This window comes from Rhodococcus gannanensis (assembly GCF_042681175.1).
Taxonomy (GTDB): Bacteria; Actinomycetota; Actinomycetes; order Mycobacteriales; family Mycobacteriaceae; genus Rhodococcus_G; species Rhodococcus_G gannanensis.
The window spans coordinates 99,136-123,706 of sequence record NZ_JBHUFB010000001.1; the positions used below are offsets into that span (position 1 = coordinate 99,136).

Sequence of the window (24,571 nt, forward strand, 5' to 3'; positions counted from 1 at the left end):
CACCCTCATGATTCGTCCACGTCTCGCGCGGACCCTCGCGGCTGCGACCGCACTGCTCACCCTCACCGGACTCGTCGGCGCCTGCTCGTCGTCGTCGGAGACCACCACCACAGCCGACGGCAAGACCGTTCTCCGTTACGAGGGGACCACCGGTCAGGTGCAGTTCGCCGAACTCGCCGAGGATCTCGGTTACTACGAGAAGGTGCAGCTGAACTGGGTCGGTGACAACACCAGCGGCCCGGCCGCGATCCAGAATGCCGCGACCGGGCAGACGGACTTCGGTGGGGCGTTCAACGGTGCCGTGCTCAAACTGGCCGCGGCAAAGTCCCCGGTGACCTCGGTGATCGGCTACTACGGCTCCGACAAGGAGACCTTCAACGGCTACTACGTTCTCGAGGACAGTCCGATCCGTTCCGCCCGCGACCTGATCGGCAAGAAGGTCGGCATGAACACCCTCGGGGCGCACCACGAGTTCCTGGTCCGTGAGTGGCTGGCCCGGGAGGGTCTGACGCCGGACGAGATCAAGCAGGTCGAACTCATCGTGGTACCGCCCGTGAACACCGAACAGGCGCTGCGCCAGGGGCAGATCGATGTCGGGACCCTGGGAAGCGTGTTCCGCGACAAGGCCGTCGAACGCGGCGGCATCCGGGCACTGTTCACCGACGAGTCGCTGTTCGGCAGTTTCACTTACGGCACCATCCTGCTCCGCGACGACTTCATCGCTCAGAACCAGGAGGCGGTCGCCGACTTCGTCCAGGGCACGGCGCGCGCCATCCGTTGGACTCAGACGACACCGCGCGACGAGGTGATCGCCAAGTACAAGGAGATCCTCACCAAGCGTGGCCGCGGTGAGACCACCGACCTCGCCGACTACTGGAAGTCGCCGGGCGTCGCAGGACCGGGCGGGGTCATCACCGACCAGGAGATCCAGACCTGGATCGACTGGCTGGTCCGCAACGGCGAACTCGAGGACGGCGCACTGACCACCTCCGACGTGTACACCAACGAGTTCAATCCGTACTCCAACGGGACGTACCCGGCGGACAGCGGCCCCGACGGCCAGGCTCTGGCCTCGAAATGACCACGCGGACAGGGACAACGGCGTTCAGAGTCCGGTCGTGGATCTGGCGCAACGGCGTGTACGCGCTCGCCGCGACCGCCGCGCTGTCCGGCCTGACCGCGATCGACCACTTCACGAACGAGCTCAACCCGACCACTGCAGGTGCGTTCCCGTCCGGGAGCGGGCCGGCCGACGAGACACCGGAAGGATCGACATGAGCACCACTGCCCTGAACCCCGACCGGGTTCGCGTTCCCAAGCTCCGCTTGGAGAACGTCACGAAAACGTTCGACGTGCGAGGCACCAAGGACACCTTCACCGCAATCGACAACATCGACATCGACGTCGCGGCCGGCGAGTTCCTCGTCCTCGTGGGTCCGAGTGGCTGCGGCAAGTCCACACTGCTGGACCTGCTGGGCGGACTGAGCGAACCCACCTCGGGCCGGATCCTGCTCGACGGCGAGCCCGTCACCGGACCCGGACTCGACCGCGGGATCGTGTTCCAGCAGTATGCGCTGCTGCCGTGGCGCACCGCCCGGCACAACATCGAGTTCGGACTCGAGGCGAAGGGGCTGCCCAAGCGGGAACGCCGCGAGGTCGCCGAACACTACCTCGAGCTGGTCGGATTGACCGGATTCGGTGACCGTTACCCGCACGAGTTGTCCGGCGGTATGAAGCAGCGAGTCGCCATCGCCCGCAGCCTCGCCTTCGATCCGGAGGTGCTGCTGATGGACGAGCCGTTCGCCGCGCTCGACGCCCAGACCCGGGAGTCGTTGCAGGACGAGCTCCTTCGCATCTGGAAGGCAACCGGGAAGACGATCCTGTTCATCACGCACGGCATCGACGAGGCCATCTATCTGGGCCAGCGGGTCGCGGTCCTGACGTCGAGGCCAGGCCGCGTCAAGACGTTCGTCGACATCGATGTCGACCGCAGCGGTGAGGACGTCCGCTCCTCCGAGCAGTTCCGTCAGTACCGGCACCACATCTGGACCCTGCTGCACGGCGAGGTCGAGCGGGCGCAGGTGATCGAGAAGGAGGCGGCACATGTCTAGCGCACTGGTCACCCCGCAGGCTCCGGCCGTGGCCCCGCCGAGCCCTGATACCGTCCGGAGGCCGGCAGACGAACAGCGTGGTCCGAGCGCGGTCCGGCGAGCGGGCGCGGTGGCGGGACCCGCTCTGTGGAAGATTGCCAAACCTCTCGTCGCGATCGTCGCCTTTCTCGCGCTGTGGGAGATCGCCCCACGCGTCGGACTCGTCGACGAGGTGTTCCTGCCCCCGTTCAGCACGGTGATCGGCGCGGTCGTCGACCTGTCCCAGAGTGGTGAGCTGTGGAAGCACGTGTCCGCCAGCCTCTCCCGCGCGCTGATCGGGTTCTCGGTTGCGGTGGCCGTCGCGATCCCCCTCGGCATCGCGATCGCCTGGTACCGGCCGGTGTCGGACTTCCTCAACCCGATCCTCGAACTGTTCCGCAACACCGCTGCGCTGGCACTGCTGCCGGTGTTCATCCTCATCCTGGGCATCGGTGAAGAGTCGAAGGTCGCGCTGGTGATCTACGCCTGCACCTTCCCGATTCTCCTGAACACGATCTCCGGTGTCCGTACCGTCGACCCGCTGCTGATCAAATCCGCTTCGTCGCTGGGTCTGTCGCCGATCCGGCTGTTCCAGAAGGTCGTCCTGCCCGCCGCGGTCCCCACCATCTTCACCGGTGTCCGCATGGCGGCGGCGTCGTCGATCCTCGTCCTCATCGCCGCCGAGATGGTCGGAGCCAAGGCCGGCCTGGGGTACCTGATCACCGCGTCCCAGTTCAACTTCCAGATCCCGAACATGTACGCGGGCATCGTCGCCATCTCGATCCTCGGTCTGACGATCAACGCGATCCTCGTCCTGATCGAACGTCGACTGTCCCGCTGGCGCGTCTGACGCCAGGCATCCGTCGCTCCCACCACGAAAGCACCTGTCATGTCACAGAATTCCCGGCAGTTCCACCTCAACGCCTTCCTGATGGGCGTCGGTCACCACGAGGCCGCGTGGCGTCACCCCCGCACCGAGGCGCATCGGGTTCTCGATGTCGCGCACTTCCAGGAGCTCGGGCGGATCGCCGAACGCGGCAAGCTCGACTCGGTGTTCTTCGCCGACGGGCTCGCCGTCGGACCCCGCATCAAGCACAACGCACTCGCCGTGTTCGAGCCGGTGACGCTGCTGTCCGCGATCGCCGTCGCGACCGAGCGGGTCGGCCTGATCGCGACCGCGTCGACCAGCTACAGCGACCCGTACAACCTGGCGCGCAAGTTCACCTCGCTCGATCACATCAGCAGTGGTCGGGCCGGCTGGAACATCGTCACCTCGGCAGGCGCGGACGAGGCCGCCAACTTCGGTGTCGACGGCATCCCCGCGCACCGCGGGCGGTACGAGCGGGCCGAGGAGTTCGTCGACGTCACCCTCGCACTGTGGGACAGCTGGGAGGACGGGGCGGTCGTGCTGGACGAGGAGTCCGGGATCTTCGCCGATCCGGACCGCGTGCACACCGTCGACCACGTGGGGGAGCGGTTCCGGGTGAAGGGTCCGCTGAACTCGCCGCGGTCCGCGCAAGGCCGGCCGCTGTTGGTGCAGGCCGGGTCGTCGGAGGCCGGAAAGGAATTCGCCGCCCGGTACGCGGAGGCCGTGTTCACGGCGCAACGCACCCTGGCCGAAGGGCAACAGTTCTACCGCGATCTCAAGGCCCGAGTGGTCGCGCACGGGCGTTCCGCGGATGAGCTGAAGGTGCTGCCGGGCATCGTTCCGTTCATCGCGGACACGCAGGAGGAGGCGGAGGAACTGGAGCGCTCGTTCACCGACCTCATCTCGCCCGAGTACGCGCTCCGCCAGCTGTCGACGATGCTCGGCGTCGACCTCACCGAGCACGCACTCGACGCACCGCTCCCGCCGCTGCCCCCGCTCGACGAGATCGAGGGCAACAAGAGCCGGTATCAACTCGTCAAGGATCTCGCCGCGAACGGTGACCTGACGGTGCGGGAACTGATCGGACTGCTCGGGGGCGGTCGCGGCCACCGCACCTTCGCGGGCACACCCGAGCAGATCGCCGACGAACTGCAGACGTGGTTCGAGGAGGGCGCCGCGGACGGCTTCAACATCATGCCGCCGTACCTTCCCGGTGGACTCGACGACTTCGTCGACCGGGTCGTCCCGATCCTCCAGGAACGCGGACTGTTCCGCACCGAGTACACCGCGGACACGCTGCGCGGTCACTACGGGCTCGGAGACCCGGGCAACCGGTTCACGGAAGAGCCCGCCCACGATGTGAGCGCATGACACGGAGTCCGTCGCCGCTCCGGCCGTTCGTCGGCACGGTCTTCGTGCCCGCGGCGATCTTCGGGATCGGTCAGGGGGCGGGCGCCCCGGTCATCGCGCTCGTCGCGCACGACATGGGTGCCTCCCTGGCCGTCTCCGGGCTGATCGTCGCCGCCGTCGGGTTGGGAGCCGTCATCGGCGACCTGCCCGCCGGCCGGCTGGTCGCCGTGTTCGGGGAACGTCGCTCCATCATCGGTGGCAGCCTCCTCGGCGCCGCAGGCGTCCTCGTCGCGCTGCTGTCCACGACGCCGTGGATGCTCGCCGTCGGCGCCGTCATGACCGGTCTCGCGAATGCCGTGTGGGGGCTGGCACGCCAGAGCTATCTCGCCGAGGCCGTCCCGCTGCACGCACGAGCACGCGCGATGTCCGCGTTCGCGGCGATGTGGCGTCTCGGCTTCTTCATCGGGCCGCTGATCGGTGCGGGCACCATCGTCGTCCTCGGCACCCGAGGCGGCTTCGTGGTCCAGTTCGTCGCGATCCTCGTGTCCGGGTGGCTGATGGCGCGGGTCCCCGACATTCCACGGCCTGACGTCGAGCCCGGCGCGAAACCCACGCACGTGACATTGCCTGCCATCGTCACGCGACATCGGTGTCTGCTGTCCACCCTCGGTTCGGGGTCGCTGCTGATGGGAGCTGCGCGCGCCTCTCGCGACGCGGTGCTCCCACTGTGGGCGGTGCACATCGGCCTCGACGCCACCCAGGTCAGCCTGGTGTTCGCGTTGAGTTCGGCCGTCGACCTGCTCTGCTCGTATCCGGCGGGCCGGCTGATGGACCGCTTCGGCAGGAGTTTCGTCGCGGTGCCTTCCCTGCTCGTCCTCGGCATCGCGTACGCCGCGATCCCACTGACGGACGACCTGACCTCGTTCGCGGTCGCCGCAGTCGTGCTCGGCGTCGGAAACGGATTCGGCAACGGCGTCATCATGACCCTCGGCGCGGACATCGCCCCGCCCGAGACGCGGGCCGAGTTCCTCGCCGCGTGGCGCCTGACGCACGACACCGGGATGTTCGCCGGGCCGCTCGGGATCGGCCTGTTGACCGCGACGATCCCGTTGGGAGGCGCCATCTTCGCGCTCGCGGGCTCGTCCGTGGTCGGAGCGGGACTGCTTGCCCGCTACATTCCGCGGTACGTGCCGTGGCCGCCGCGCCGGGTGGATCTACCCGAAACCACCGGTGACGGAACGCCGACACCGGCCGTCGACGTCGCCACCGACGCATAGAGCTGCTCACTCCGCGTCACCCGGTCGGTGCCGCGGAGTGAGCAGAATGCGCAGAAGGCGGCTATCGCACGCAACCGAGCGATCGATATGTGTCCTGTCCCACACTTTCTCGAAACCGTGACGCCGCCTCCCGCCGAGGTCGCAGCCACGGACCGAACCGAGAAGGTGGGCAACGATGCTCGTAGCACTGGGCTTCCTGATGGTCGCCACATTCATGTATCTGATCCTGGCGAAGCGGGCCACACCCGTCGTCGGTCTGATCCTCGTTCCGGTGGCGTTCGGACTGTTCGCGGGAGCGGGCACCGAGATCGGCGACATGATCATCGACGCGGTCAAGTCCCTCGCACCGACCGCGGCACTGCTGTTCTTCGCGATCATCTTCTTCGGGATCATGATCGACGTCGGACTGTTCGACCCACTGGTGAAACTGATCCTGAAGCTGGTGGGGAACGACCCCGCGAAGCTCGTGATCGGCACCGCGGTCCTCGCGATGGTCGTCTCCCTCGACGGTGACGGCTCGACCACGTTCATCATCACCACCTCGGCGATGCTGCCGCTGTACCTGAAGCTCGGTGTGAGCCCGGTGGTCCTCACCGTCGTCGCGGGTCTCGCGAACGGCACGATGAACATCATTCCGTGGGGTGGTCCGACCGTTCGGGCCGCGAGTGCGCTGGGACTGTCGCCGTCGGACGTGTTCGTCCCGATGATCCCGTCGCTCGTCGCCGGACTCGTCATCGTGCTGCTGTTCTCCGTGCACCTCGGACTCATGGAACGTCGTCGGATCGGGCAGCTGGTTCTCACCTCCGAGCCGCTGCTCGCGGCGGCCGGTTCGCGCGGGTGGAGCGTCGGCTCCGGTGGATCGGGCTCGGGCGACTCGGGCTCCGGCTCCGCGGGTGACGGCGGCTCCGGCGACTCGGGGCGCGGCGAGGTCGGTCAGCTGACCGGCGGACTGGACCCCGACCGCGACACCCTGCGTCCGCGTCTGCTCTGGTTCAACGCAGCTCTGACCGCCGCCCTGCTGGTCGTCCTCGGCATGGACGTCGTTCCGATTCCGGTGCTGTTCATGATCGCCGCAGGCATCGCCCTCGCCGTGAACTTCCCTCGCGTGGCGGACCAGTCCGAGGCCATCGCCCGCCACTCGTCGAGCATCGTGTCGGTCGTCGCGATGGTGTTCGCCGCGGCCGTCCTCACCGGCGTCTTCCAGGGCACCGGCATGGTCGAGGCGATGGCGACGTGGCTGACCGGGATCATCCCCGACGCACTCGGCCCGTTCCTCGCCGTCATCACCGGCCTGCTCAGCATCCCGCTCACCTTCTTCATGACCAACGACGCCTTCTACTTCGGTGTTCTGCCGGTGCTCACCGAGACCGCCGCGACGTACGGCATCGAGCCCGTCGAGATGGCGCGGGCGTCGATCACCGGGCAGCCGGTGCACATGCAGAGCCCGCTGGTGCCTGCGATCCTGCTGCTCGTCACCCTCGCCGGTGTCTCCCTCGCCGACCACCACAAGAAGGTGCTCTGGCGGGCGACGGTCGTCTCGATCGCGATGCTCGTGGTCGGCGTGCTGCTCGGGCAGATCCCTCTCGGCTGACTCCCCGAATGTTCCGTAATGTCACAGTGGCGTACCTGACGTGACCGAATGTGACATTACGGAACGTCGACGGAAGGGCAGGTCGTGGCGATGAGGCTCCGCACGCAGGTGCTGCTCCTGCAGAGCGGCGTCGTCGCGGTGGCGCTGGGCGTCGGATTCGGGTTCTTCGCCACCACCACCGCGGACCGTGTCGCCGACGAGCACGGGCAGCGCGCCCTCGCGATCGCACGCACCGTTGCCGCGGACAACGAGGTCCGCGCCGAGGTGACGCGATTCGCGGCCGAGGACGACGGTGTCGTCGCACCCGGAAATCAGGAGCTCGTCGACTCCGCGGTCCAGGAGGCCGCGGAGTCGACGCGTCTCGCGACCGGGGCGCTGTTCGTCGTCGTCACCGACGAGAAAGGTCTCCGGCTCGCGCACCCCGACACCGACCTGCTCGGGCTGCGGGTCAGCACCGACCCGGCGGCGCTGTCGGGTGCGGAGGTGGTGGTCCGCGAACGGGGCACACTGGGAGACTCGGTGCGCGCCAAGGTGCCGGTGGCGTCGGAGTCCGGTGCGGTGGTCGGCGAGGTCAGCGTCGGCATCTCGACCGCCGAGGTCGGCGCCGACCTGTGGTCCGACCTGCGGTGGGCGGCGCTCGTCGTCGCGCTCGCACTCGGCGCAGGCGTCGTGGGGTCGGCGCTGCTGGCGGCGCGCTGGAAGAAGCTGACGTTCGGACTCGAACCGGAACAGCTCGCCCAGCTCGTCCGCGAGCAGGAGGCGGTACTGCACGGCGTGGGGGAGGGGATCGTCGGCGTCGACGTGGACGGCGTCGTCACCGTCGTCAACGCCGACGCCACCCGGCTGCTCGACCTGCACGGCGGGGCCGGTGACCGTGTCGACGAGATCGGTTTGACCCCAAGACTTCTCGACGTTGTCCACAACCCCGGTGACGAACCGGTCGCGGCGGCTGTCGGCGGGGACCGGGTGGTGTTGGCGATGGCCAGCCGCGTCGTCCGCGACGGTCGCGATCTCGGCACCGTCATGTCGGTGCGCGACCGCACCGACGTGCAGAACCTCACCCGCGAACTCGACTCCGTGCAGGCCCTCGGGTCGGTGCTGCGGGCGCAGCAGCACGAGTTCGGCAACCGGTTGCACCTCCTGCACGGACTGCTCTCGCGCGGCGACACCACCGCCGCCGCGGAGTTCCTCGACACGCTCGTCGGATCGGGTGCCGCCGGCGACGAGCTGTCTGGGGCTGAAGACGTCGTCGACCCGCACCTGCGGGCATTCCTGGTCGCGAAGGCCGCGCACGCCCGGGAACGTGACGTCGCCCTGGTCCTCGGTGAGAACACCTGGGTGCCTTCTCGTCTGGTGCATCCGGTGGACGTGACGACGGTGGTGGGCAACCTCGTCGACAACGCAATCGACGCCGCGGCATCGGGACCGACCCGGCCCGCAGAGGTGGAGGTGGAGTTCGTCGAACACGACGGCACCCTCATCGTCACCGTCGGGGACACGGGAGCGGGCCTCACCGTTGACGCGGAGGAGGTGTTCCGGGAAGGGGTGACCACCAAACCGGCAGGTGACCGTCCCGGCGGACGTGGGATCGGACTGGCGCTGACTCGCCAGGTGGCTCGCCGACACGGGGGTGACGTGGTCATCGGGGACCCGGGTGGACGACGCACCGCCGAGAACCCGACGGGAGGAGCGCTGTTCGTGGCAACGTTGCCGGGAGTGGCCGAGACGAGCGGAGGGGATTCGTGACCGAGGTGCGGGTGCTCGTCGTCGACGACGACTTCCGGGTCGCCGACCTGCACGCAGGGATCGTCACGGCGATGGGCGGATTCGAGGTGGTCGCGGTCGCGGGGACACTCGCCGCGGCCCGCGAGGCGATCGGGTCGCACGACATCGATCTCGCGCTCGTCGACGTCTATCTGCCGGACGGCTCAGGTATCGAGTTCGTCCGTGAACTGCGCTGTGACGCTTTCGTTCTCGGTGCTGCCTCCGAGGGTGCTGCGGTCCGGGACGCGATGACCGCGGGGGCGCTGGTGTACCTCGTGAAACCGTTCGCGGACACCGAGCTCGCCCGCCGCCTCGGCGCGTACCTGCACTACCGGCGCATCGTCGCGGACCGCACCCTCGACCAGTCGCGCATCGACAGCGCGCTGGCGTCGCTGCGGGCGGCGCCGAAGGTCGACGACGCTGCTCCACAGCAGTCCGTCACCCGCACCCGCATCGTCGAACTGCTCACGGGGAGTGACCAGCCGCTGTCGGCCGCCGAAGTGGCCGCGCAGATCGGTGTGTCCCGCGCGACGGCACAGCGCTACCTCGCGGCGCTGGTCGCGAAAGGACGCCTGCGGGTGCAGCTGCGCTACGGCGCGACCGGCCGACCCGAGCAGGAGTACACGCCGGCGACGTGACCCGACCCGGGCGGCGCGTCGACTCGGTCAGCCGATTCCCGGTTGATAGCCGTTCGATACGCAATTCTCTGCCACGATGTCCGGTACGTCGGAGCCACTCGACATGGCCAGCACACCCGGTGTGCAGAACCCGTACAGGAAGAGGAAGGTGTCGACGATCCCACCGATGCCCACGTTGCCGTCGGGAACCTGAGATGCGGAGTCGGCCGAACCGAAAACCGTGATCGGGACCAGCTGAGCAGCCGACGCCGGTCCGGCGCCGAGGACGGTCCCTCCCGCGAGCGCCGCTGTCACTGCGACACCGGCGACGAGCCGGCGTCCGATTCCTGACGACATGTGCATCCCCCTGTGGATTGTGTGGTGAGTGGTCCGGTGGTGATCCGGTGGCCGAGCGTGGGACGCATGGTCCCACGTCCGAATCGTCCACATCTCGGTATTCGAAATATCGTGTTGTGTAGAACAATTCAAGTCGGCACTGCTTCGGCAAGGAATAGGATCGGGGCCTCGCGTGAGCGGTACACCGCAGGACGGCGTGCCACGGTGCCCGTCAGCGGTTAGGTTCGAGTAATGCGATTCGGGATGTTCGTACCTCAGGGCTGGCGACTCGACCTGACGGGTATCGACCCGTCCGAGCAGTGGGACGTGATGAAGGGGCTGACGCTGCGCGCCGAAGCCGGACCGTGGGAATCGGCGTGGGTGTACGACCACTTCCACACCGTGCCCGCGCCCACCGAGGAGGCCACGCACGAGGCGTGGTCGCTGATGTCGGCGCTCGGTGCCGTCACGTCGACGATCCGCCTCGGGCAGATGTGTACCGCCATGAGCTACCGCAACCCCGCCTACCTCGCGAAGGTCGCGGCGACGGTGGACCTGATCTCCGGCGGTCGCGTCGAGATGGGCATCGGCGGCGGCTGGTACGAACACGAGTGGCGCGCCTACGGCTACGGCTTCCCGTCCGCGGGGGAACGCCTGGGCCGACTCGACGAGGGCGTGCAGATCATGCGTCAGGCGTGGACCACCGGCAGCGCCACCCTCGCCGGGAAGTACTACCAGGTGGACGGCGCGATCGTGCAGCCAACGCCGCTGCAGGACGGCGGCATCCCGCTGTGGATCGCCGGCGGCGGCGAGAAGGTGACGCTCAAGATCGCCGCGAAGTACGCGCAGTACACCAACTTCGACGGCACCCTCGACGGCTTCACCGCCAAGTCCGAGATTCTGCGCGGGCACTGCCAGGCTGTCGGCACCGACTTCGACGCCATCACCCGTTCCGCGAACTACAACGTGATCGTCGCGGACACCGAGGCCGAGGTGCAGGATCGGCTCGCCGCCGTCGAGGACAGGATCGCGCAGTACGCGGGGGAGCAGCTCGCCGAGGCGTCGATGGCCGCCTTCCGTGGGATGCCCGGTGTCGGGACGCCCGAGCAGGTCGTGGAGAACCTCATCGCGCTGAAGGACCGCGGCCTCGCCTACGGCATCTGCTACTTCCCGGAAGCCGCGTACGACACCAGCGGCCTCGAACTCTTCGAACGCGAGGTGATCCCGGCCCTCGCGGACCGATGATCGTCACGGACCTCGCCGGGCCCGGACTGGCTCTGACACCTCCGACTCCGTCCGACATCGACCGGATCGCCGAGTGCTGTACGGACCCGGCGATCGGGCGGTGGACCACCATGCCCGTGCCGTACGAGCGCGCGGACGCAGAGACGTTCGTCCGCAAGGTCGTGCCCGCGGGGTGGGCGGATCGCAGCCCGACGTGGGCGGTGCGGGAAACAGGTGGCGGTCCGGTCCTCGGGATGATCGGTCTCGGCGCGCTGGACGCCTCCGCCGCGGAGGTGGGATTCTGGCTCGCGCCCGAGTCCCGCGGCCACGGCATTCTGACGCGTGCACTGAACATGGTGTGCGACTTCGGCTTCCGCCAGGACACCCTCGCGCTCGGACGGATCGAGTGGCGTGCGTTCGTCGGGAACACGGCCTCGGCCGGCGTCGCCCGTCGCGTCGGGTTCAGGTTCGAGGGGACGGCGCGGTCCGGGGGAGTACAGCGGGGCTCCCGGCGGGACATGTGGATCGCCGCACTGCTTCCCGACGATCCTCGCGAACCCGCCGCGGGCTGGCCCTAGGGCATGCCTCCCAATCCTCTTAACGGCGCCCCTGTCGTTCGATCGCCGCTCTGCTGCGTTGTCGTCGGCGCAGATACAACCCCGGTATCTGCTTCTCCTCCGCCTTGCCGAACGACGATCGATTCGCCAGGTGCATCCGAGAGGGATTGGGCGACACGCCCTAACGGATGTCGTTGGCGTCGACGGCGATCTGCTGGTTCTTCGCCCGCGGGACGTCGTCGGCGAGAGGGATCGACTTCGTCAGCAGCTTCCACTCCGCGTTCGGGATCTGCTCGATCGCGCGGCGGATCACCTTCGGGTCGCGGGTGCCCCAGGCGATGGGCATGGGGCTGACCATCTGCCAGGTGTCGGCGGTCGAGTTGGTCGACCGGTCCGACAGCACCGAGATGGACGGCACCCGTTCGCCGACGTTCGACAGCGAGTGGCCGGGGAGGGTGCGGATGTTGCGCGTCACCAGCGCGTAGTGCGGGCGGTCCGCGGACGGCTTGGCCGTGTTCACCAGCGCCAGCAGTGTCGCACCGCGAGGCCGCGACACCGCGACGATCGCCGGGACCAGCTCCCCGTTCGCGTACAGGTCCTCCACGGACCCGACCTTGCGGGGCGCCCAGAACGCCATCCACACCGACGTCACCGCGCCGACGATCGCGAGGGCGCCCACGATGTACGACCACGGATGGGCCAGCAGGATCAGCCACACCCCGATCGCCACGAACAGCAGCGCCGTGATCAGCGCCGCCCAGCGCAGACGGCGGACATCGCCGACCGTCTCGTTGGCCGACTTGGCATGGGCGGTGTCCACGGGGAATTCGAAGCGACGCACGGTCCTATTCCTACCCGATCCTCGTCCTAGCCGATCGCCGGGCCGAGGAGATCGTCCGCATCGGTGATCCGGTACGCGTAGCCCTGCTCGGCAAGGAAGCGCTGTCGATGCGCCGCGTACTCCGAGTCCAGGGTGTCGCGGGCGACGACCGAGTAGAAGTGCGCCTGCCCGCCGTCGTGCTTGGGGCGCAGCAGCCGGCCGAGGCGCTGCGCCTCCTCCTGCCGGGACCCGAACGTGCCCGACACCTGCACCGCGACCGACGCCTCCGGCAGGTCGATGGAGAAGTTGGCGACCTTGCTGACCACGAGGGTCTTGATCTCACCCGCGCGGAACGCGTCGAACAGCTGCTCGCGCTCCTTCGTCTTCGTCGACCCCTTGATGACCGGCGCGTCCAGCGCCTCACCGAGCTCGTCGAGCTGGTCGATGTAGGCGCCGATCACCAACGCCTGCGAGTCGTCGTGCTTGGCGAGGATCGACTTGACCACCGCGTTCTTCGTGCGGGCGGTCGAGCACAGCTTGTACCGCTCCTCCGGCTCCGCCGTCGCGTACGCCATCCGTTCCGCATCGGTGAGCGTCACCCGCACCTCGATGCACTCCGCGGGTGCGATCCAGCCCTGCGCCTCGATGTCCTTCCACGGCGCGTCGTACCGCTTCGGCCCGATCAGCGAGAACACGTCGCCCTCGCGGCCGTCCTCTCGGACCAGCGTTGCGGTGAGACCGAGTCGGCGGCGGGACTGCAGGTCCGCCGTCATCCGGAACACCGGCGCGGGCAGCAGGTGCACCTCGTCGTAGATCACCAGACCCCAGTCGCGGGAGTCGAACAGCTCCAGGTGCTTGTACTCGCCCTTCGTCTTGCGGGTGATCACCTGGTACGTCGCGATCGTGACGGGGCGGATCTCCTTCTTCTCGCCGGAGTACTCGCCGATCTCGTCCTCGGTCAGCGACGTCCGCGAGATCAGCTCCCGCTTCCACTGCCGTCCCGCGACGGTGTTCGTCACCAGGATGAGGGTGGTGGCCTTCGCCTTCGCCATCGCGGCCGCGCCGACCATCGTCTTGCCCGCGCCGCACGGCAGCACCACGACACCGGAGCCACCGGCCCAGAACGAGTCGGCCGCCATCTCCTGGTAGTCCCGCAGGTGCCAGCGACCGTCCGCCGACCCGGGGAACCGGCCCTCGTAGTCCAGTTCGATCGGGTGCGCCTCGCCGTCGACGTAGCCGGCGAGGTCCTCCGCCGGCCAGCCGATCTTGAGCAGCATCTGCTTGAGGTGGCCGCGCTCGGACGGATGCACGACGACGGTGTCCTCGTCGACCTGGGCGCCCAGCATCGGAGCGATCTTCTTGTGCCTGCGCACCTCGGTGAGCACCGCGCGGTCCAGGCTGACCAGTACCAGGCCGTGCGCGGGGTTCTTCACCAGCTGCAGGCGGCCGTAGCGCGCGATCGTGTCCACGATGTCCACGAGCAGCGGTTGCGGCACCGCGAACCGCGAGTAGTTGACCAGTGCGTCGACGACCTGCTCGGCGTCGTGCCCGGCGGCGCGCGCGTTCCACAGTGCGAGCGGCGTCACCCGGTATGTGTGCACGTGCTCGGGGGCCCGTTCGAGTTCGGCGAACGGCGCGATGGCCTGCCGCGCCTCGTTGGCGAGCGGGTGGTCGACCTCGAGCAGCAGAGTCTTGTCGGACTGGACGATGAGCGGTCCGTCGGTCACGTACGCCTCCCTAACGACGACAACCACTCCATTGTCCACGGATCTGCAAGGAACGGTTGTCACGCTGGTCGTCGGGAGGCGGCGTGACCGGACGCCGACGCGCCGGCGACTCTCGGGCGCGCCCGTCTTTGTCGGCTTCCAGCACGGAAATCCGAAACTGTGCGCGGCGGTGTTTCGGAATTTCCGATGATTCTGGAGTTTTCCGGATCGATAATTCAGCGGGTGGACGAGAAATCCTGGCGGATGTCCATCACCTGCACGATCGCCTCGGAAATTCCGGCCCGGTATCCGGCGTCGCGCTCGGTGCTTCCCGTGGTTGCATCGAGTTCGTTTTCCAACCTGTTCTGGATCCGGCCCAGTGCCAGGATTGTTCTCTTCACGGACGGGCCTTCGTTTCTGTTCGGTTCGGTACGGGGCGTGAGGATCGGGTCCTGCGCACTCTCGTCGAGGACGAAGATTCGCGCCGAGGTCAGTGCCGCGTTGCGCCCCTGGACTCGGGGGCCGGCAGGGCCGTCGTTACCGCTGCATCCGGTGAACCGTCGGTAGAGCGTGTCGAGCACGCGGGAGGTCGTCGGTGCGACTGTGTCGGACTGCACTGGTGCCTCGCCCGTCAGTGCCGCTTGCGTTTCCGGATGAACTCTCCGGCCTCAGTGGCTCGGTCACGTTTTTCCGCGCGCCTTTCCTTCAATGTCTGCGCGGGCTTTTTCGGGCTCTTGCGGGAATTTTTGTCTGCCATTGTCGCTCCTGAATTCGAAGAGGCAATCACTGGCCCAGACCATACGTCATTTCCTGGAAATAGCCAGTCCCGCAGGTCCCCGGTGTTTTTCCGGTGGTGCGCTCCCGAGAACGGTCCACGGCGTCGGACCAAGGTCACTCGACGAGTGCGACCGACGTCACCCGATGCAGCGTGAACCGCCGGATCGCGCCGTCGGCAGGGTCGAAGGCGTCGAGCTGCCCACCCCCGACGCTGACCGGGTCGACGATCCGCACCGACGCGATGCCCTGTGCGTCGACGTACCCGATCCGGACGCTCCGCTTCACCTTCACCGCCAGCTGCAGCAGCGCCATCGTCGCCGCGCTGCCCGCCCGACTGCCGTCCGAGCGGACACCGGTGCCGCGCTGGCTCGTCGCGGCCGCACGTTCCCCGGCACGCAACTGCCGGACGAGCTGCTCGTACTGCTCCGGGGTGGGCGGGGTGGGAGCCCGCCGTTCTGCTCGTTCCCTGCGCTTCGGAACCCGCGCACCCGGACGACGCAGATCGACGATGGCCCCGGACGAGTCCTCACCGGCAGGTGCGAACCCGGCCGCGCGCAGCTTCTCCAGCACGTCGCCCAGCTCGGCCTGCGACACCGCGACCGTCGGCGCCAGCGCCCGCAACGCCAACGCCTCCGCGACCGGGGATGCCAGTACCTCCGCCAGCGTCGCCGGATCGTCGCACCGGACGAACGACCGCGCCACACCCGCCCGCAGCCGTCCGTGCCTGCGTGCGACGTCGTCGATCAGGTAGGTCAGCGACTGCGGCACCGGCGTCTTCGAATGGGTCGCGAACAGGGTGTGCAGTTCGGCGGCGGTGCGGCCGGCGTCGAGGGCACGCCGCACGCTCGTCTCGCCGACGCGGTACACCGTCGCCGCACCCGCCGACTCGACGTCCGCCACCTGTTGGATCTGCGCCAGCAGCTCCGGCACCAACGGTCCGGGCGCGACCACCGTCAGGTCCGCCTGGACCAGGACGTAGTCGATCGGCTTCGGCAGGGCCGCCGCCATGTCGGCGAGCACCGACTCCGCCGGTCCGTCGTGCAGCAGGCTCCGGCCCGGCGAGGCCACCGCGCCGCGGCCGACGAGCCCGACCGCCGTCGCCTCCGCGAGGGTGTGGCCGACAGCGGAGGCGCCGAGCCGGACCGACCAGCGGGGCCTGCGCCACGCCACGAGCGCGGCCACCTCGTCCGCGGTGGCCGCGACACCGGTACCGAGCTCGGCGAGTACCTCCAGGACGAACCGGCGGTCGCGCGGTGCGCCGGACGCCCGCACCTCCTCCGACAGCGCCGCGATCGGCTTGTCGTTCGGATCGCGCAGGCCGACGGTCCACGGTCGGCGCGGCAGGTCGATCCAGGTCTGTGCGAGCAGCTGCCACCGGTGCGCGGTGTCCGCGTCGAGCCAGGAGTCGGCGACGAGGGTCGGCGCCCAGTAGTCCTCGCCGGTGTCCGAGGCGGGCAGGGGATCGGGCGCACCGCTGGCGACGAGACCCGCGCCGGCGAGCAGTTCCAGGACCAGGCTCACCCGTCCGTCGTCGATCCCGACGGTCTTCGCGAGCCGCCGCGACTCCCTGACCCCGAGTCCGCCTGCCTTCAGGGTCGGTGCGGGACTGTCGCCGAGTGTCGCGAGGACCGCCTCGCAGTGCCGGATCAGTTCCAGCGCCTCGCCCGCGGCGGCGGCGTTGACCTCCGCGATCGGGCGTTTGCGACCGCGGACCGCGGGCGGTGTCAGGGCGCCCGGATCGGTGACGGTCTCGCCCCGCAGCACCTGCCCCACCTGGTGTGGCAGTTCGACGGTCTGGTCGTCCAGCCAGACGAGCAGACCCGACGCGAGGAGCCGCTGCACCGGACGGTCGGGTGAGGTGCCCGGTGCGGCGTCCCGGGTCCGGCCTATAGGTGAGCTGGTGGCGAGGGTCGTCAGCAGTCGCCGTTCGTCCTCGCTGAGCGCGGCGAGCGCGTCGGAGATCTGCTCGGCGGTCAGCTCGGTGGTTGCCGGATCCACTCGCCAGCCGACGGCCTCGCGTGCCGCGGGCGTCACCCGCAGCAGGCGCGTCCCCCAGACGAGCGCCCGATCCCGGAGCACGGTCAGCGCGCGATCGACGGCGCGGGCAGGCGCACGACTCGCGACGAGCTCACCCAGCCGCTCCCGGCTGACCCCGGAGTCGAGCGCGCCGTCGCGGGCCAGGAGTCCGACGAGCGTGAGTTCCAGCACGCTGAGGTCGTCGGCCGCGCGCAGGACCGATGCGCGCTGCTCTGCGCGCGACGCCAGCACGGACAGGTTCGCGGGCGGAGGTACCGCCAGGTCGGGGCGCAGTCCGAGCAGCTCGGCCAGCTCGGCGTCGCTGCGTTCGCCGAGCCAGGTCGCCAGCGCGTAGGGCTGGTCGGCGGGATCGATGTCGGTCATCGCATATCAGATTAGAGACCTGGGGTGTACCCGATGACGCGTCGGTGTCAAAATGGCCTCGTGGCTAACAATTCGAGCAAGTCCTACGTTGATCCCGGCTGGCCCTCGCACATCAAGGAGGGTGACCACGCCGTCACCGAGCTCTCGTCGACCCGATCCGGTGGCCTGTCCCCGTTCGGTGAGGAGATGGAGTTCCCGCTTCCGGTCTCGGAGCTGCCGTACACGCACCCCGTCACCGTCGTGAATCGCTGACCCCGTAGGCGGCCGAGTTTCCGGCCCACGGCCGGACCGGACAACGTCGAAGGCCCCGCACCCAATCCGGGTGCGGGGCCTTCGACGTTGTCCGTGGTGTGCGATCAGCCCTGGGCGAGCTGCGGCAGGTGGTTCTTGAGGAAGTCGATGACCTGCGGGTTGAGCTTGGCCTGCTCGTAGAGGGCCTCGATCTGCGGGTCGACGCCGACCTGGGACTTCACGGCATCGAAGGTGCTGTCGAGCGAGTCGAGGATGTCGGCGGCACCATCGGTGGTCGGGACGCTGGTGACGGCCGGGGCGGGAGCCGGGGTCTCGACCTTGGCGGCCGGGGTGCTGCGCTGGGTCGCGCCGCTGGTCAGGCCGAGGCTGGAGGAGCACGACGGCCAGGCGCCCCAACCCTGCGATTCGAGGACGCGCTCGGCCACGACGATCTGCTCCTCACGGCTGGCCTGGTTCGCCGTCGCGGCGAACTCGCCACCGCCGTGCGCGTTCCAGGTGCTCGGCGAGAACTGCAGGCCACCCTGGTAGCCGTTGCCGGTGTTGATGGCCCAGTTGCCGCCGGCCTCGCACTGCGCGAGCCGATCCCAGTCGGAGTCCGGAGCTGCGTTGGCAGCGGGGGCCGCGAAGGCCGCGCCCGCTGCGCCGAAGACCGCGGTGGTGACGACGACCTTGGCGGCGTTCTTGCGCGTGTTCGTGGGTTTGCGATGACGTCCAGCGCTCATGGGAGGTTCCTCTCCGCACGCGCCTGCGAGGTCAGCTGTCGGGTTCGGGCTGAGAGGTCGCCCGGCCGTGATCGCTCCGTGATGGTGCAGGTCGCGGCTTCACCCCAAGGAAGGCCGTGTGCTCGCCTTCCGGTGTCCACTGGGGACGTGGGTCCCCCGTCCTCGTCCCTGGTGTTCTCTGTGGGAATCCGTTCCGCGGGACAAGGTTTGGCGCGGCGGTCCGGACTGGTCGGAACACCGACCGCTGATGACCGTACGTGGCCGATCGCGGTGCGTCACCTCTTCGGTGAACGGCGTGTTTTCCTGCGGTTTTCCGGAACGGGGCGGTGTCTGTGCTGGTCAGGGCGTTGCAGCTCGGTCGAGACCGCCCTGTGACTCAACCGTTATGTGAGGCACATCACACGACTCGGGTGGTGTCGTCCTGGGGGTTCTCCGAAGGTCCCGGGCACACGTCACGAGGACGACGACGGCGGTCACCACGAACGTCAGCGGGTACACCGACTGGAACAACGGCACGAGCGGATCGGGGGCCGGGACCATGAACAATCCGATCGCGTAGACCCCGTCGGAGTACCCGTGCGCCCACGACAGCAGTGGAGCGGCCAGCACCACCGGCACCAGCCATGCCGTCGGCCGCGCGGACCGCAGCGCGCGGTCGACCGCGAGGATCAGCAGAGGCACGAACCACACCCAGTGGTGGCCCCAGGAGAACGGAGAGACGGCACACGACGTCAGTCCGACCATCGTCACGGCGAGCAGTTTCCGGTCACTGCGGTGCGCCAGATACGCCGCTGCCAGCCCGAGCGCCGCCAGTACAGCCGCGACCGCGAGCCACAGCAGTCTGGGCGGCTCGTCGACATCCAGCATGCGGGCGATGACACCCGCCGCGGACTGGTTGGCGGGCCACTGCGTCTCGCCGATCCGGATCGAATGCCAGATGACCCCCGTCCAGTAGGACCACGAGTCGGAGAAGATCACCACACATCCCACCGCCACCGTCGCTGCGAACCCTCCGATCGCGACCGCGGCCGACCGCCACTGGCGGGTGAGCAGGAGGTGGACGACGAACAGTGCCGGCGTCAGCTTGACGCCCGCCGCGATGCCGACCCCGAGTCCGCGCAGCCGGCTCCCCTCCGGGCGCCCGAGGTCCCACAGGATCAGCAGCATCAGCAGCAGGTTCACCTGCCCGAGCCAGATCGTGGTCCGGACCGGTTCGAGCCACGTCACGATGATCGTCAGCAACGCCGTCGCGACGTGGAGGGTCCGGTCGGTCCGGTAGCCGAGCTGCCGCCAGCACAGCAGCACGATCAGGTACAGCGCGACGAAGTTGACCACGCCGCCGAGCAGCACCGTCATCCCCGGTGAGAACAGTCGCAGCGGGGCGAACACCACGGCCGAGAACGCCGGATACGTCCACCACATCCCGCCGTGCAGTGCGTGGTCGTACAGCCCGGCACCGGACCAGACGGTCGCGCCACCGCTGCGGTAGACCAGCAGGTCGAGCCCGTTCTGGAACAGGCCCCACAGCGGTTGGGCGAACGGCACCACGCGGTCGTGCGCAACGACGACCGCGACGGCGAGCGCCGCGAGGGTACCGAGGAAAAGTCGGTGCGAGGGGAGAGACCGCCCCGCAACCGGGTCGGTGCGGGGCGGTGCCGTCATCCGGCGAAGCCGGGTTGTGACGGTCGGACGGCGTCGACGTCGACGATGTCCTTGCCGAGCGGCATGAGCGAGATCGGGATCATCTTGAGGTTCGCGACGGCCAGGGGCAGCCCGATGATCGTGATCGCCATCGCGACCGCGGTGACCACGTGCCCGATCGCGAGCCAGATGCCGCACAGGACCAGCCAGATCACGTTGCCGATCAGCGATCCGACACCCGAGGTCGGTTTCTCCACCACGGTCTTGCCGAACGGCCACAGCGCGTACACGCCGATGCGGAATGCCGCGATGCCGAACGGGATGGTGATGATCAGGATGCAGCAGATCACGCCGGCGACGAAGTAGCCCAGCGCCAGCCACAGGCCGCCGAACACCAGCCAGATGATGTTGAGGACGAGTCTCATCACGTGTCCTGTCCCCGGGACCGTCTGCCGGATCGCAGCGCGGAACCGATGCCGAAGAGGAATCCGATGGGGCACAGCAGTGCCGCAAGGTACAGCGCGAGACCGGGCGTGTGGCCGGTCGCATAGACGACGAAGATCGCGACGACGGCCAGCAGGCCGGCGAAGAACAGGGCGATGCCGATGCGGAACAGCAGCAACCCGCTCGCGGGCCGGGTGCCGTTCGGCGAGGGGGAGTCGGAGCCGGGGGTTGGAGATGCCACAGCACCACGGTATCGCCACAAACCCGTGTGCTCGGCAGGGGCACGCGGGGGTAGGATGCAGTCATCGCGTCCCACGCTCGGTGGGGCGCGTTCGTTTATGTGGACGATCGACGTGGATGAGCAGGTGACGCGGTGCCTACCGGCAAGGTGAAGTGGTACGACGCTGAAAAGGGCTTCGGCTTCCTCTCCCAGGACGAGGGCGAGGATGTGTATGTCCGCTCGTCCGCGCTGCCCGCGGGAACCGAGAGCCTCAAGGCCGGTCAGCGGGTCGAGTTCGGGATGGCCGCGGGCAAGCGCGGTCCGCAGGCGCTGAGCCTGAAGGTGCTGGACCCGGCGCCCAGCCTGCGGCAGGCCGGCGGCCGACGCGACGACGTGGCCCGCAAGCACACACCGGACGAGCTGCACGGCATGGTCGAGGACATGATCACGCTGCTCGAGGCGAAGGTGCAGCCCGACCTGCGCAAGGGTCGGTACCCGGACCGCAAGACCGCGCAGCGGATCTCCGAGGTGGTTCGGGCGGTCGCGCGCGAGCTCGACAGCTGAGCCACACGCGGACAGACGAACGACGCCCCGGTCGGATGACCGGGGCGTCGTTCGGTTCTGGTCGGGATGTCATCCGGGCGTGTCGCCCGAGACGTCACTGCGCGTCGTTGCCTTCGTTCAGGCCCGGCAGGGTCTGCAGTGCCCACACGGGCGCGAAGTCACGCGAGGACGGCTGCTGGATGATGACGCCGAGCAGCTGCTCGTTCTCGCGGGTCGGCACGGTCACCGAGTACACCTCGCCTGGCGTGTAGTCGCGGAAGCCCTCGAAGACCTCGCCGGTGCGCGGATCGCCGAACTGGACGTTCAGTCGCCACTCGCCCTCGGCGACGTCCTTCGGGAGCGACATCTGCAGCGGCACGCCCGCCGGGACCGGCAGGTACGCGACCTCGAGGTCGGCGCAGCGCATCGTGGAGTCGCAGACGCCCGCCTGGATGTCGACCGTCTCGCCGTTCGAGAACGCGGTGACGGTCGGCAGCGACTCCGGTGCATCGCGCACGAGCATCGTGACGACGGCCGCGAGACCTCCCGCCGCCACCAGTGCGATCACCGCGACCACCGCGAGGATCTTCTTCGTCCGGGCTTGCATGCTCATGGTGTCCGTTTCTCGTTCTCTCGTTCCCCGCCGGGTGCGGCGGGCTCGGTCTCAGCCGGCTCGGGACTCCGTGCCGACGGGGGCTTCCTGGTTCGCGTGTTCGGGCCGTTTGCCGCCGAGGCCGGGGAACAGGCTCCGGCCGCGATACGTCAGGTACGTCTGCGTCAGCCCGATGACGAGGACCACCGAGATGACGGTGAACCCGATCCAGTACTGGGTCGGCAGCAGGATGCCGAGTGTTCCGCCGACGACCCAACTCAACTGAAGCACGGTCTCCGAGCGTCCGAAGCCGGAGGCTATGGATTCCTCGGGCAGGTCCTGCTGCAGCGACGCGTCGAGGGACACCTTCGCCAGGGCACTGCCCGCGGACGCGACGAGCGCCGCGAGCGCGGCGGTGAGCAGGCTGTCGGTGACGGCCACGATGATCGCGACGGCGGTCACCGCAGCGGTGCAGCGGAGCACGACCACCGCGGGCCTGCCCAGTTTGAGTCGAGCGCCGGTGGCGTTGCCTGCGAAATTGCCCAGTGCGGCGGCGGCACCGACCAGGCCGAGCATGGCGGCCTGCATCCACGGCTCGTGCTCGGTGCGCGACTTCGCGACGAAGGCGACGTACAGGGTGAGGAAGCCGGTGAGAACGCGGATCGTGCCGTTACCCCAGAGTCCCGTGATGGTCGCGCGGCCGAGTGGCTGCCGTCGCTTGTCCGGGGCGATGGTGTCCTGTTGCTGTCGGCTGATGACCTCCGTGACGGCGTCGTCGCCGTGGTAGGCGAGCGTCGTGGGGACCTCGCCCTCCGTGACCTCGACCCAGGCCGGGATCCGCATGCTCAGGTAGGCGCCCGCGACGGTGATCGCGGCGGTGAACCACAGCACCCCGGTCGAGTGGAACACGAACGCGATGGCACCGGCGACGCCGCCCGCGACAATGGTGCCGCCGAGCAACCCGAACACCGTCAGTCTGGAGTTCGTGCGCACCAGGTCGATCTCCGGCGGCAGGACACGGGGTGTCACCGCGCTCTTGAGCACGGCGAACGACTTGCTCAGCACCATCATTCCGAGGGCACACGGGTACAGCGCCCAGCTGTCGAAGTTGAACACGAGCAGCACGGCGAGCACGGTGCGCAGCGCGAACGACGACGCCAGCGCGATCCGGCGTCCGCGCTGCAACCGGTCGAGTGCGGGACCGATCAGCGGTGCGATCACCGCGAACGGCGCGATCGTGATGAGCAGGTACAGCGCGACCTTCGTCTTGTCCTCGCCGGTCGCAGCCGAGAAGAACAGGGTGTTGGCCAGTGCGACGGCGATCGCGGCATCGGTGGCGAAGTTCGCCATCACCGCGTAGGTCAGGTGGGTGAGCCCGGACTTGTCGGCGCCGTCCGCGGTCGCGGCGCGGTGGAAGGTGGCGATTCCGCGGTTGGTCAGTTCGCGGCTGCGCATCGCGGCCACCCGCGTGACGGTCAGCTTCCGTGGGATGGGTGGCGGCTTCGGTCCGCCGGTCCGCGCGGACCGGGTCTGCTCCGTGGGCTGCTCGTCGGGCCCGAAGGACCGCGTCGGGTTGTCGGCGCCGGGCTCTGCACCGCTGTCCGGACCGCCGGACCGGCTGCGGTCGTCGGAAGCGGACGAGTCACCGCCCGCGGGGCGGCGTGGTGTCGGGTGCAGTGGTGGCAGCGGCTCGCGTCTGCCTGCGCCGCGGCGCGGCGGCGGGTAGTTCGAGTAACCGGGGTGCACCGGTCCGCGCCCGGCGTCGGCGGGCTCCCGACGGCGGTCGGGTTCGGAGGGATGGCTCGGTCCGGTCACGAGTCCAATTCTGTCCTAGTCGGTGGCCCGGCAACCAGAACCCCCGCCGACCGTCGCGGGCGGGAGCCGGATGCGCCCCGGTCAGCGACGGTCACGAGACGAAACGCACATCGAAGGTGACGGGGTAGAGCTTTCCGGTGATCAGGAATCGGTCGGTGCCCGGGATCGCGGCGATGCCGTTGAGGACGTCCGCGCCGGCCGCCTGCTCCGGCGTCAGCAGCCCCGATGCGTCGATGACGGCCGTGACCTCCCCGGTCGCCGGGTCGATGCGCACGATCTCCGAGGTCTGCCACACGTTCGCGTACAAGGCACCGTCGTCGGTGCACTCGAGCTCGTTGAGCTGGTCGAGGGGGAGGCCGTCGAGCGTGACCCGCACCGACCCGGTGGCGTCGAAGGTCTCGGGGTCCCGGAACGTCAGCGTGTCCGAGCCGTTGCTCATCACGAGCCGATCCGGCTGTGCACACAGGCCCCATCCCTCGCCCTCGTAGTCGACGCGGGCGCGTTCGGCGAGCGAGTCGCGGTCGCGGGCGAAGGCCACACCTTCCTTCCAGGTCAACTGCCAGACGGTGTCTCCGCTGACGGTCAGACCCTCACCGAACATGTCGGCGGGGAGCGGGACACGTACCCGTTCGACGCCGGTGTCGAGGTCGGTGGCACTGATGTACGACCGACCCTCCAGGCCGGTTCCCTCGACGAGTTCGCCGTCCGAGATCTCGAAGCCCTGGGTGAAGGCGGTCGGATCGTGCGGGCGGGTTTCCTGGACCTCCACGTGCAGTCGCGGCACCGAACTCGCGGAGCTGCCGAAGGATGTCGGTTCGACGTCGGAGGAGCCTGCCGCGCACCCACCGAGGACGAGGGTGGCGACGAGCGCGACGCCCGTCCGTGCGACGTTCGCGACGGTACCGACCAGTGGGGAATGGGTCACC

Annotated in this window: 25 protein-coding genes and 1 riboswitch; of the genes, 13 read left to right on the top strand and 12 right to left on the bottom strand. The window is 68.9% G+C overall.

Translation table 11 applies throughout. The features are described 5' to 3' along the window. The first annotated feature begins 7 nt into the window (after positions 1–7). The 9 genes from ACFSJG_RS00540 (at position 8) to ACFSJG_RS00580 (ending at position 9,617) form a co-directional block, all read left to right on the top strand. On the top strand, positions 8–1,081 hold the full coding sequence (locus tag ACFSJG_RS00540; protein ID WP_378483247.1) for an ABC transporter substrate-binding protein: 1,074 nt from the start codon (positions 8–10) through the stop codon (positions 1,079–1,081). Continuing rightward, entirely contained in the window at positions 1,078–1,278 is a 201-nt protein-coding gene (locus tag ACFSJG_RS00545) for a hypothetical protein (RefSeq protein WP_378483248.1), read from the top strand. Before ACFSJG_RS00540 ends, ACFSJG_RS00545 begins: the two co-directional genes overlap by 4 nt. After that, positions 1,275–2,111, top strand: a complete 837-nt coding sequence (locus ACFSJG_RS00550; protein ID WP_378483249.1) for an ABC transporter ATP-binding protein — start codon at positions 1,275–1,277, stop codon at positions 2,109–2,111. The genes ACFSJG_RS00545 and ACFSJG_RS00550 overlap by 4 nt, the downstream gene beginning before the upstream one ends. Further along, the gene (locus ACFSJG_RS00555) at positions 2,104–2,979 is read left to right on the top strand and encodes an ABC transporter permease (RefSeq protein WP_378483250.1); all 876 of its coding nucleotides are present in this window, start codon (positions 2,104–2,106) and stop codon (positions 2,977–2,979) included. Before ACFSJG_RS00550 ends, ACFSJG_RS00555 begins: the two co-directional genes overlap by 8 nt. A 39-nt stretch (positions 2,980–3,018) precedes the next feature. Further along, the gene (locus tag ACFSJG_RS00560; RefSeq protein WP_378483251.1) at positions 3,019–4,368 is read left to right on the top strand and encodes an LLM class flavin-dependent oxidoreductase; all 1,350 of its coding nucleotides are present in this window, start codon (positions 3,019–3,021) and stop codon (positions 4,366–4,368) included. Further along, on the top strand, positions 4,365–5,624 hold the full coding sequence (locus ACFSJG_RS00565) for an MFS transporter (protein WP_378483252.1): 1,260 nt from the start codon (positions 4,365–4,367) through the stop codon (positions 5,622–5,624). The genes ACFSJG_RS00560 and ACFSJG_RS00565 overlap by 4 nt, the downstream gene beginning before the upstream one ends. 175 nt (positions 5,625–5,799) lie before the next feature. Beyond that, positions 5,800–7,215, top strand: a complete 1,416-nt coding sequence (locus ACFSJG_RS00570; protein WP_378483253.1) for a CitMHS family transporter — start codon at positions 5,800–5,802, stop codon at positions 7,213–7,215. 90 nt (positions 7,216–7,305) lie between these two features. Continuing rightward, positions 7,306–8,961 carry a sensor histidine kinase gene (locus ACFSJG_RS00575; RefSeq protein ID WP_378483254.1) on the top strand — a complete coding sequence of 552 codons (1,656 nt, stop codon included), beginning with the start codon at positions 7,306–7,308 and terminating at the stop codon, positions 8,959–8,961. Next, the gene (locus tag ACFSJG_RS00580) at positions 8,958–9,617 is read left to right on the top strand and encodes a response regulator (RefSeq protein WP_378483255.1); all 660 of its coding nucleotides are present in this window, start codon (positions 8,958–8,960) and stop codon (positions 9,615–9,617) included. The genes ACFSJG_RS00575 and ACFSJG_RS00580 overlap by 4 nt, the downstream gene beginning before the upstream one ends. Before the next feature lie 27 nt (positions 9,618–9,644). On the opposite strand, the gene ACFSJG_RS00585 is transcribed toward ACFSJG_RS00580, so the two are convergent. Then, on the bottom strand, positions 9,645–9,953 hold the full coding sequence (locus tag ACFSJG_RS00585) for a hypothetical protein (RefSeq protein WP_378483256.1): 309 nt from the start codon (positions 9,951–9,953) through the stop codon (positions 9,645–9,647). Between the two features lie 231 nt (positions 9,954–10,184). Between ACFSJG_RS00585 and ACFSJG_RS00590 the strand changes: the two genes are divergently transcribed. Together ACFSJG_RS00590 and ACFSJG_RS00595 are read left to right on the top strand one after the other, a co-directional pair. Beyond that, complete coding sequence (locus ACFSJG_RS00590; RefSeq protein ID WP_378483257.1) at positions 10,185–11,177, top strand: LLM class F420-dependent oxidoreductase; 993 nt, start codon at positions 10,185–10,187, stop codon at positions 11,175–11,177. After that, positions 11,174–11,734: a GNAT family N-acetyltransferase gene (locus ACFSJG_RS00595; RefSeq protein WP_378483258.1), complete on the top strand. Its 561-nt coding sequence runs from the start codon at positions 11,174–11,176 to the stop codon at positions 11,732–11,734. The genes ACFSJG_RS00590 and ACFSJG_RS00595 overlap by 4 nt, the downstream gene beginning before the upstream one ends. A 160-nt stretch (positions 11,735–11,894) precedes the next feature. Here the strand turns inward: ACFSJG_RS00595 and ACFSJG_RS00600 are convergent, their stop codons facing one another. The 4 genes from ACFSJG_RS00600 to ACFSJG_RS00615 form a co-directional block, all read right to left on the bottom strand. Beyond that, positions 11,895–12,554, bottom strand: a complete 660-nt coding sequence (locus tag ACFSJG_RS00600; protein WP_378483259.1) for a DUF3239 domain-containing protein — start codon at positions 12,552–12,554, stop codon at positions 11,895–11,897. 26 nt (positions 12,555–12,580) lie between these two features. Beyond that, a complete protein-coding gene (locus ACFSJG_RS00605) occupies positions 12,581–14,260 on the bottom strand; it encodes a DNA repair helicase XPB (protein WP_378483260.1) in 1,680 nt (559 codons plus the stop codon). 215 nt (positions 14,261–14,475) lie between these two features. Next, positions 14,476–14,820 carry a hypothetical protein gene (locus tag ACFSJG_RS00610; RefSeq protein ID WP_378483261.1) on the bottom strand — a complete coding sequence of 115 codons (345 nt, stop codon included), beginning with the start codon at positions 14,818–14,820 and terminating at the stop codon, positions 14,476–14,478. A 310-nt stretch (positions 14,821–15,130) separates the two neighbouring features. Next, complete coding sequence (locus ACFSJG_RS00615) at positions 15,131–17,416, bottom strand: helicase-associated domain-containing protein (protein ID WP_378483262.1); 2,286 nt, start codon at positions 17,414–17,416, stop codon at positions 15,131–15,133. Positions 17,417–17,476: 60 nt separating this feature from the next. On the opposite strand from ACFSJG_RS00615, the gene ACFSJG_RS00620 reads away from it, so the two are divergent. Further along, the gene (locus ACFSJG_RS00620; RefSeq protein ID WP_050066567.1) at positions 17,477–17,668 is read left to right on the top strand and encodes a hypothetical protein; all 192 of its coding nucleotides are present in this window, start codon (positions 17,477–17,479) and stop codon (positions 17,666–17,668) included. 104 nt (positions 17,669–17,772) lie between these two features. Here ACFSJG_RS00620 and ACFSJG_RS00625 read toward each other — a convergent pair whose 3' ends face one another. The 4 genes from ACFSJG_RS00625 to ACFSJG_RS00640 form a co-directional block, all read right to left on the bottom strand. After that, on the bottom strand, positions 17,773–18,390 hold the full coding sequence (locus ACFSJG_RS00625; RefSeq protein ID WP_378483263.1) for a transglycosylase family protein: 618 nt from the start codon (positions 18,388–18,390) through the stop codon (positions 17,773–17,775). A 4-nt stretch (positions 18,391–18,394) separates the two neighbouring features. Beyond that, positions 18,395–18,598: riboswitch (cyclic di-AMP (ydaO/yuaA leader) on the bottom strand. Positions 18,599–18,729: 131 nt separating this feature from the next. Continuing rightward, positions 18,730–20,052, bottom strand: a complete 1,323-nt coding sequence (locus tag ACFSJG_RS00630; protein ID WP_378483264.1) for a glycosyltransferase 87 family protein — start codon at positions 20,050–20,052, stop codon at positions 18,730–18,732. Further along, positions 20,049–20,456 carry a YccF domain-containing protein gene (locus tag ACFSJG_RS00635; RefSeq protein WP_378483265.1) on the bottom strand — a complete coding sequence of 136 codons (408 nt, stop codon included), beginning with the start codon at positions 20,454–20,456 and terminating at the stop codon, positions 20,049–20,051. The genes ACFSJG_RS00630 and ACFSJG_RS00635 overlap by 4 nt, the downstream gene beginning before the upstream one ends. After that, complete coding sequence (locus ACFSJG_RS00640) at positions 20,456–20,716, bottom strand: hypothetical protein (RefSeq protein ID WP_378483266.1); 261 nt, start codon at positions 20,714–20,716, stop codon at positions 20,456–20,458. Before ACFSJG_RS00640 ends, ACFSJG_RS00635 begins: the two co-directional genes overlap by 1 nt. A gap of 132 nt (positions 20,717–20,848) precedes the next feature. Here ACFSJG_RS00640 and ACFSJG_RS00645 point away from each other — a divergent pair, with 132 nt between their 5' ends. Then, positions 20,849–21,259 (top strand): cold-shock protein, encoded by a 411-nt coding sequence (locus ACFSJG_RS00645; RefSeq protein WP_378483267.1) that lies wholly within the window; start codon positions 20,849–20,851, stop codon positions 21,257–21,259. A gap of 94 nt (positions 21,260–21,353) precedes the next feature. Here ACFSJG_RS00645 and ACFSJG_RS00650 read toward each other — a convergent pair whose 3' ends face one another. The 3 genes from ACFSJG_RS00650 to ACFSJG_RS00660 form a co-directional block, all read right to left on the bottom strand. Further along, the gene (locus tag ACFSJG_RS00650) at positions 21,354–21,851 is read right to left on the bottom strand and encodes a DUF2771 family protein (protein WP_378483268.1); all 498 of its coding nucleotides are present in this window, start codon (positions 21,849–21,851) and stop codon (positions 21,354–21,356) included. 51 nt (positions 21,852–21,902) lie between these two features. Next, a complete protein-coding gene (locus ACFSJG_RS00655) occupies positions 21,903–23,645 on the bottom strand; it encodes an MFS transporter (protein WP_378483269.1) in 1,743 nt (580 codons plus the stop codon). Positions 23,646–23,736: 91 nt separating this feature from the next. After that, positions 23,737–24,570: a glutaminyl-peptide cyclotransferase gene (locus ACFSJG_RS00660; RefSeq protein WP_378483270.1), complete on the bottom strand. Its 834-nt coding sequence runs from the start codon at positions 24,568–24,570 to the stop codon at positions 23,737–23,739. Position 24,571 lies beyond the last annotated feature (1 nt).

Bases quoted from the DNA above. Each gene is read 5' to 3' on its own strand.
- ACFSJG_RS00540 (WP_378483247.1), top strand. From the start codon at position 8: ATGATTCGTCCACGTCTCGCGCGGACCCTCGCGGCTGCGACCGCACTG.
- ACFSJG_RS00545 (WP_378483248.1), top strand. From the start codon at position 1,078: ATGACCACGCGGACAGGGACAACGGCGTTCAGAGTCCGGTCGTGGATC.
- ACFSJG_RS00550 (WP_378483249.1), top strand. From the start codon at position 1,275: ATGAGCACCACTGCCCTGAACCCCGACCGGGTTCGCGTTCCCAAGCTC.
- ACFSJG_RS00555 (WP_378483250.1), top strand. From the start codon at position 2,104: ATGTCTAGCGCACTGGTCACCCCGCAGGCTCCGGCCGTGGCCCCGCCG.
- ACFSJG_RS00560 (WP_378483251.1), top strand. From the start codon at position 3,019: ATGTCACAGAATTCCCGGCAGTTCCACCTCAACGCCTTCCTGATGGGC.
- ACFSJG_RS00565 (WP_378483252.1), top strand. From the start codon at position 4,365: ATGACACGGAGTCCGTCGCCGCTCCGGCCGTTCGTCGGCACGGTCTTC.
- ACFSJG_RS00570 (WP_378483253.1), top strand. From the start codon at position 5,800: ATGCTCGTAGCACTGGGCTTCCTGATGGTCGCCACATTCATGTATCTG.
- ACFSJG_RS00575 (WP_378483254.1), top strand. From the start codon at position 7,306: ATGAGGCTCCGCACGCAGGTGCTGCTCCTGCAGAGCGGCGTCGTCGCG.
- ACFSJG_RS00585 (WP_378483256.1), bottom strand. From the start codon at position 9,953: ATGTCGTCAGGAATCGGACGCCGGCTCGTCGCCGGTGTCGCAGTGACA.
- ACFSJG_RS00590 (WP_378483257.1), top strand. From the start codon at position 10,185: ATGCGATTCGGGATGTTCGTACCTCAGGGCTGGCGACTCGACCTGACG.
- ACFSJG_RS00595 (WP_378483258.1), top strand. From the start codon at position 11,174: ATGATCGTCACGGACCTCGCCGGGCCCGGACTGGCTCTGACACCTCCG.
- ACFSJG_RS00615 (WP_378483262.1), bottom strand. From the start codon at position 17,416: ATGACCGACATCGATCCCGCCGACCAGCCCTACGCGCTGGCGACCTGG.
- ACFSJG_RS00625 (WP_378483263.1), bottom strand. From the start codon at position 18,390: ATGAGCGCTGGACGTCATCGCAAACCCACGAACACGCGCAAGAACGCC.
- ACFSJG_RS00630 (WP_378483264.1), bottom strand. From the start codon at position 20,052: ATGACGGCACCGCCCCGCACCGACCCGGTTGCGGGGCGGTCTCTCCCC.
- ACFSJG_RS00635 (WP_378483265.1), bottom strand. From the start codon at position 20,456: ATGAGACTCGTCCTCAACATCATCTGGCTGGTGTTCGGCGGCCTGTGG.
- ACFSJG_RS00650 (WP_378483268.1), bottom strand. From the start codon at position 21,851: ATGAGCATGCAAGCCCGGACGAAGAAGATCCTCGCGGTGGTCGCGGTG.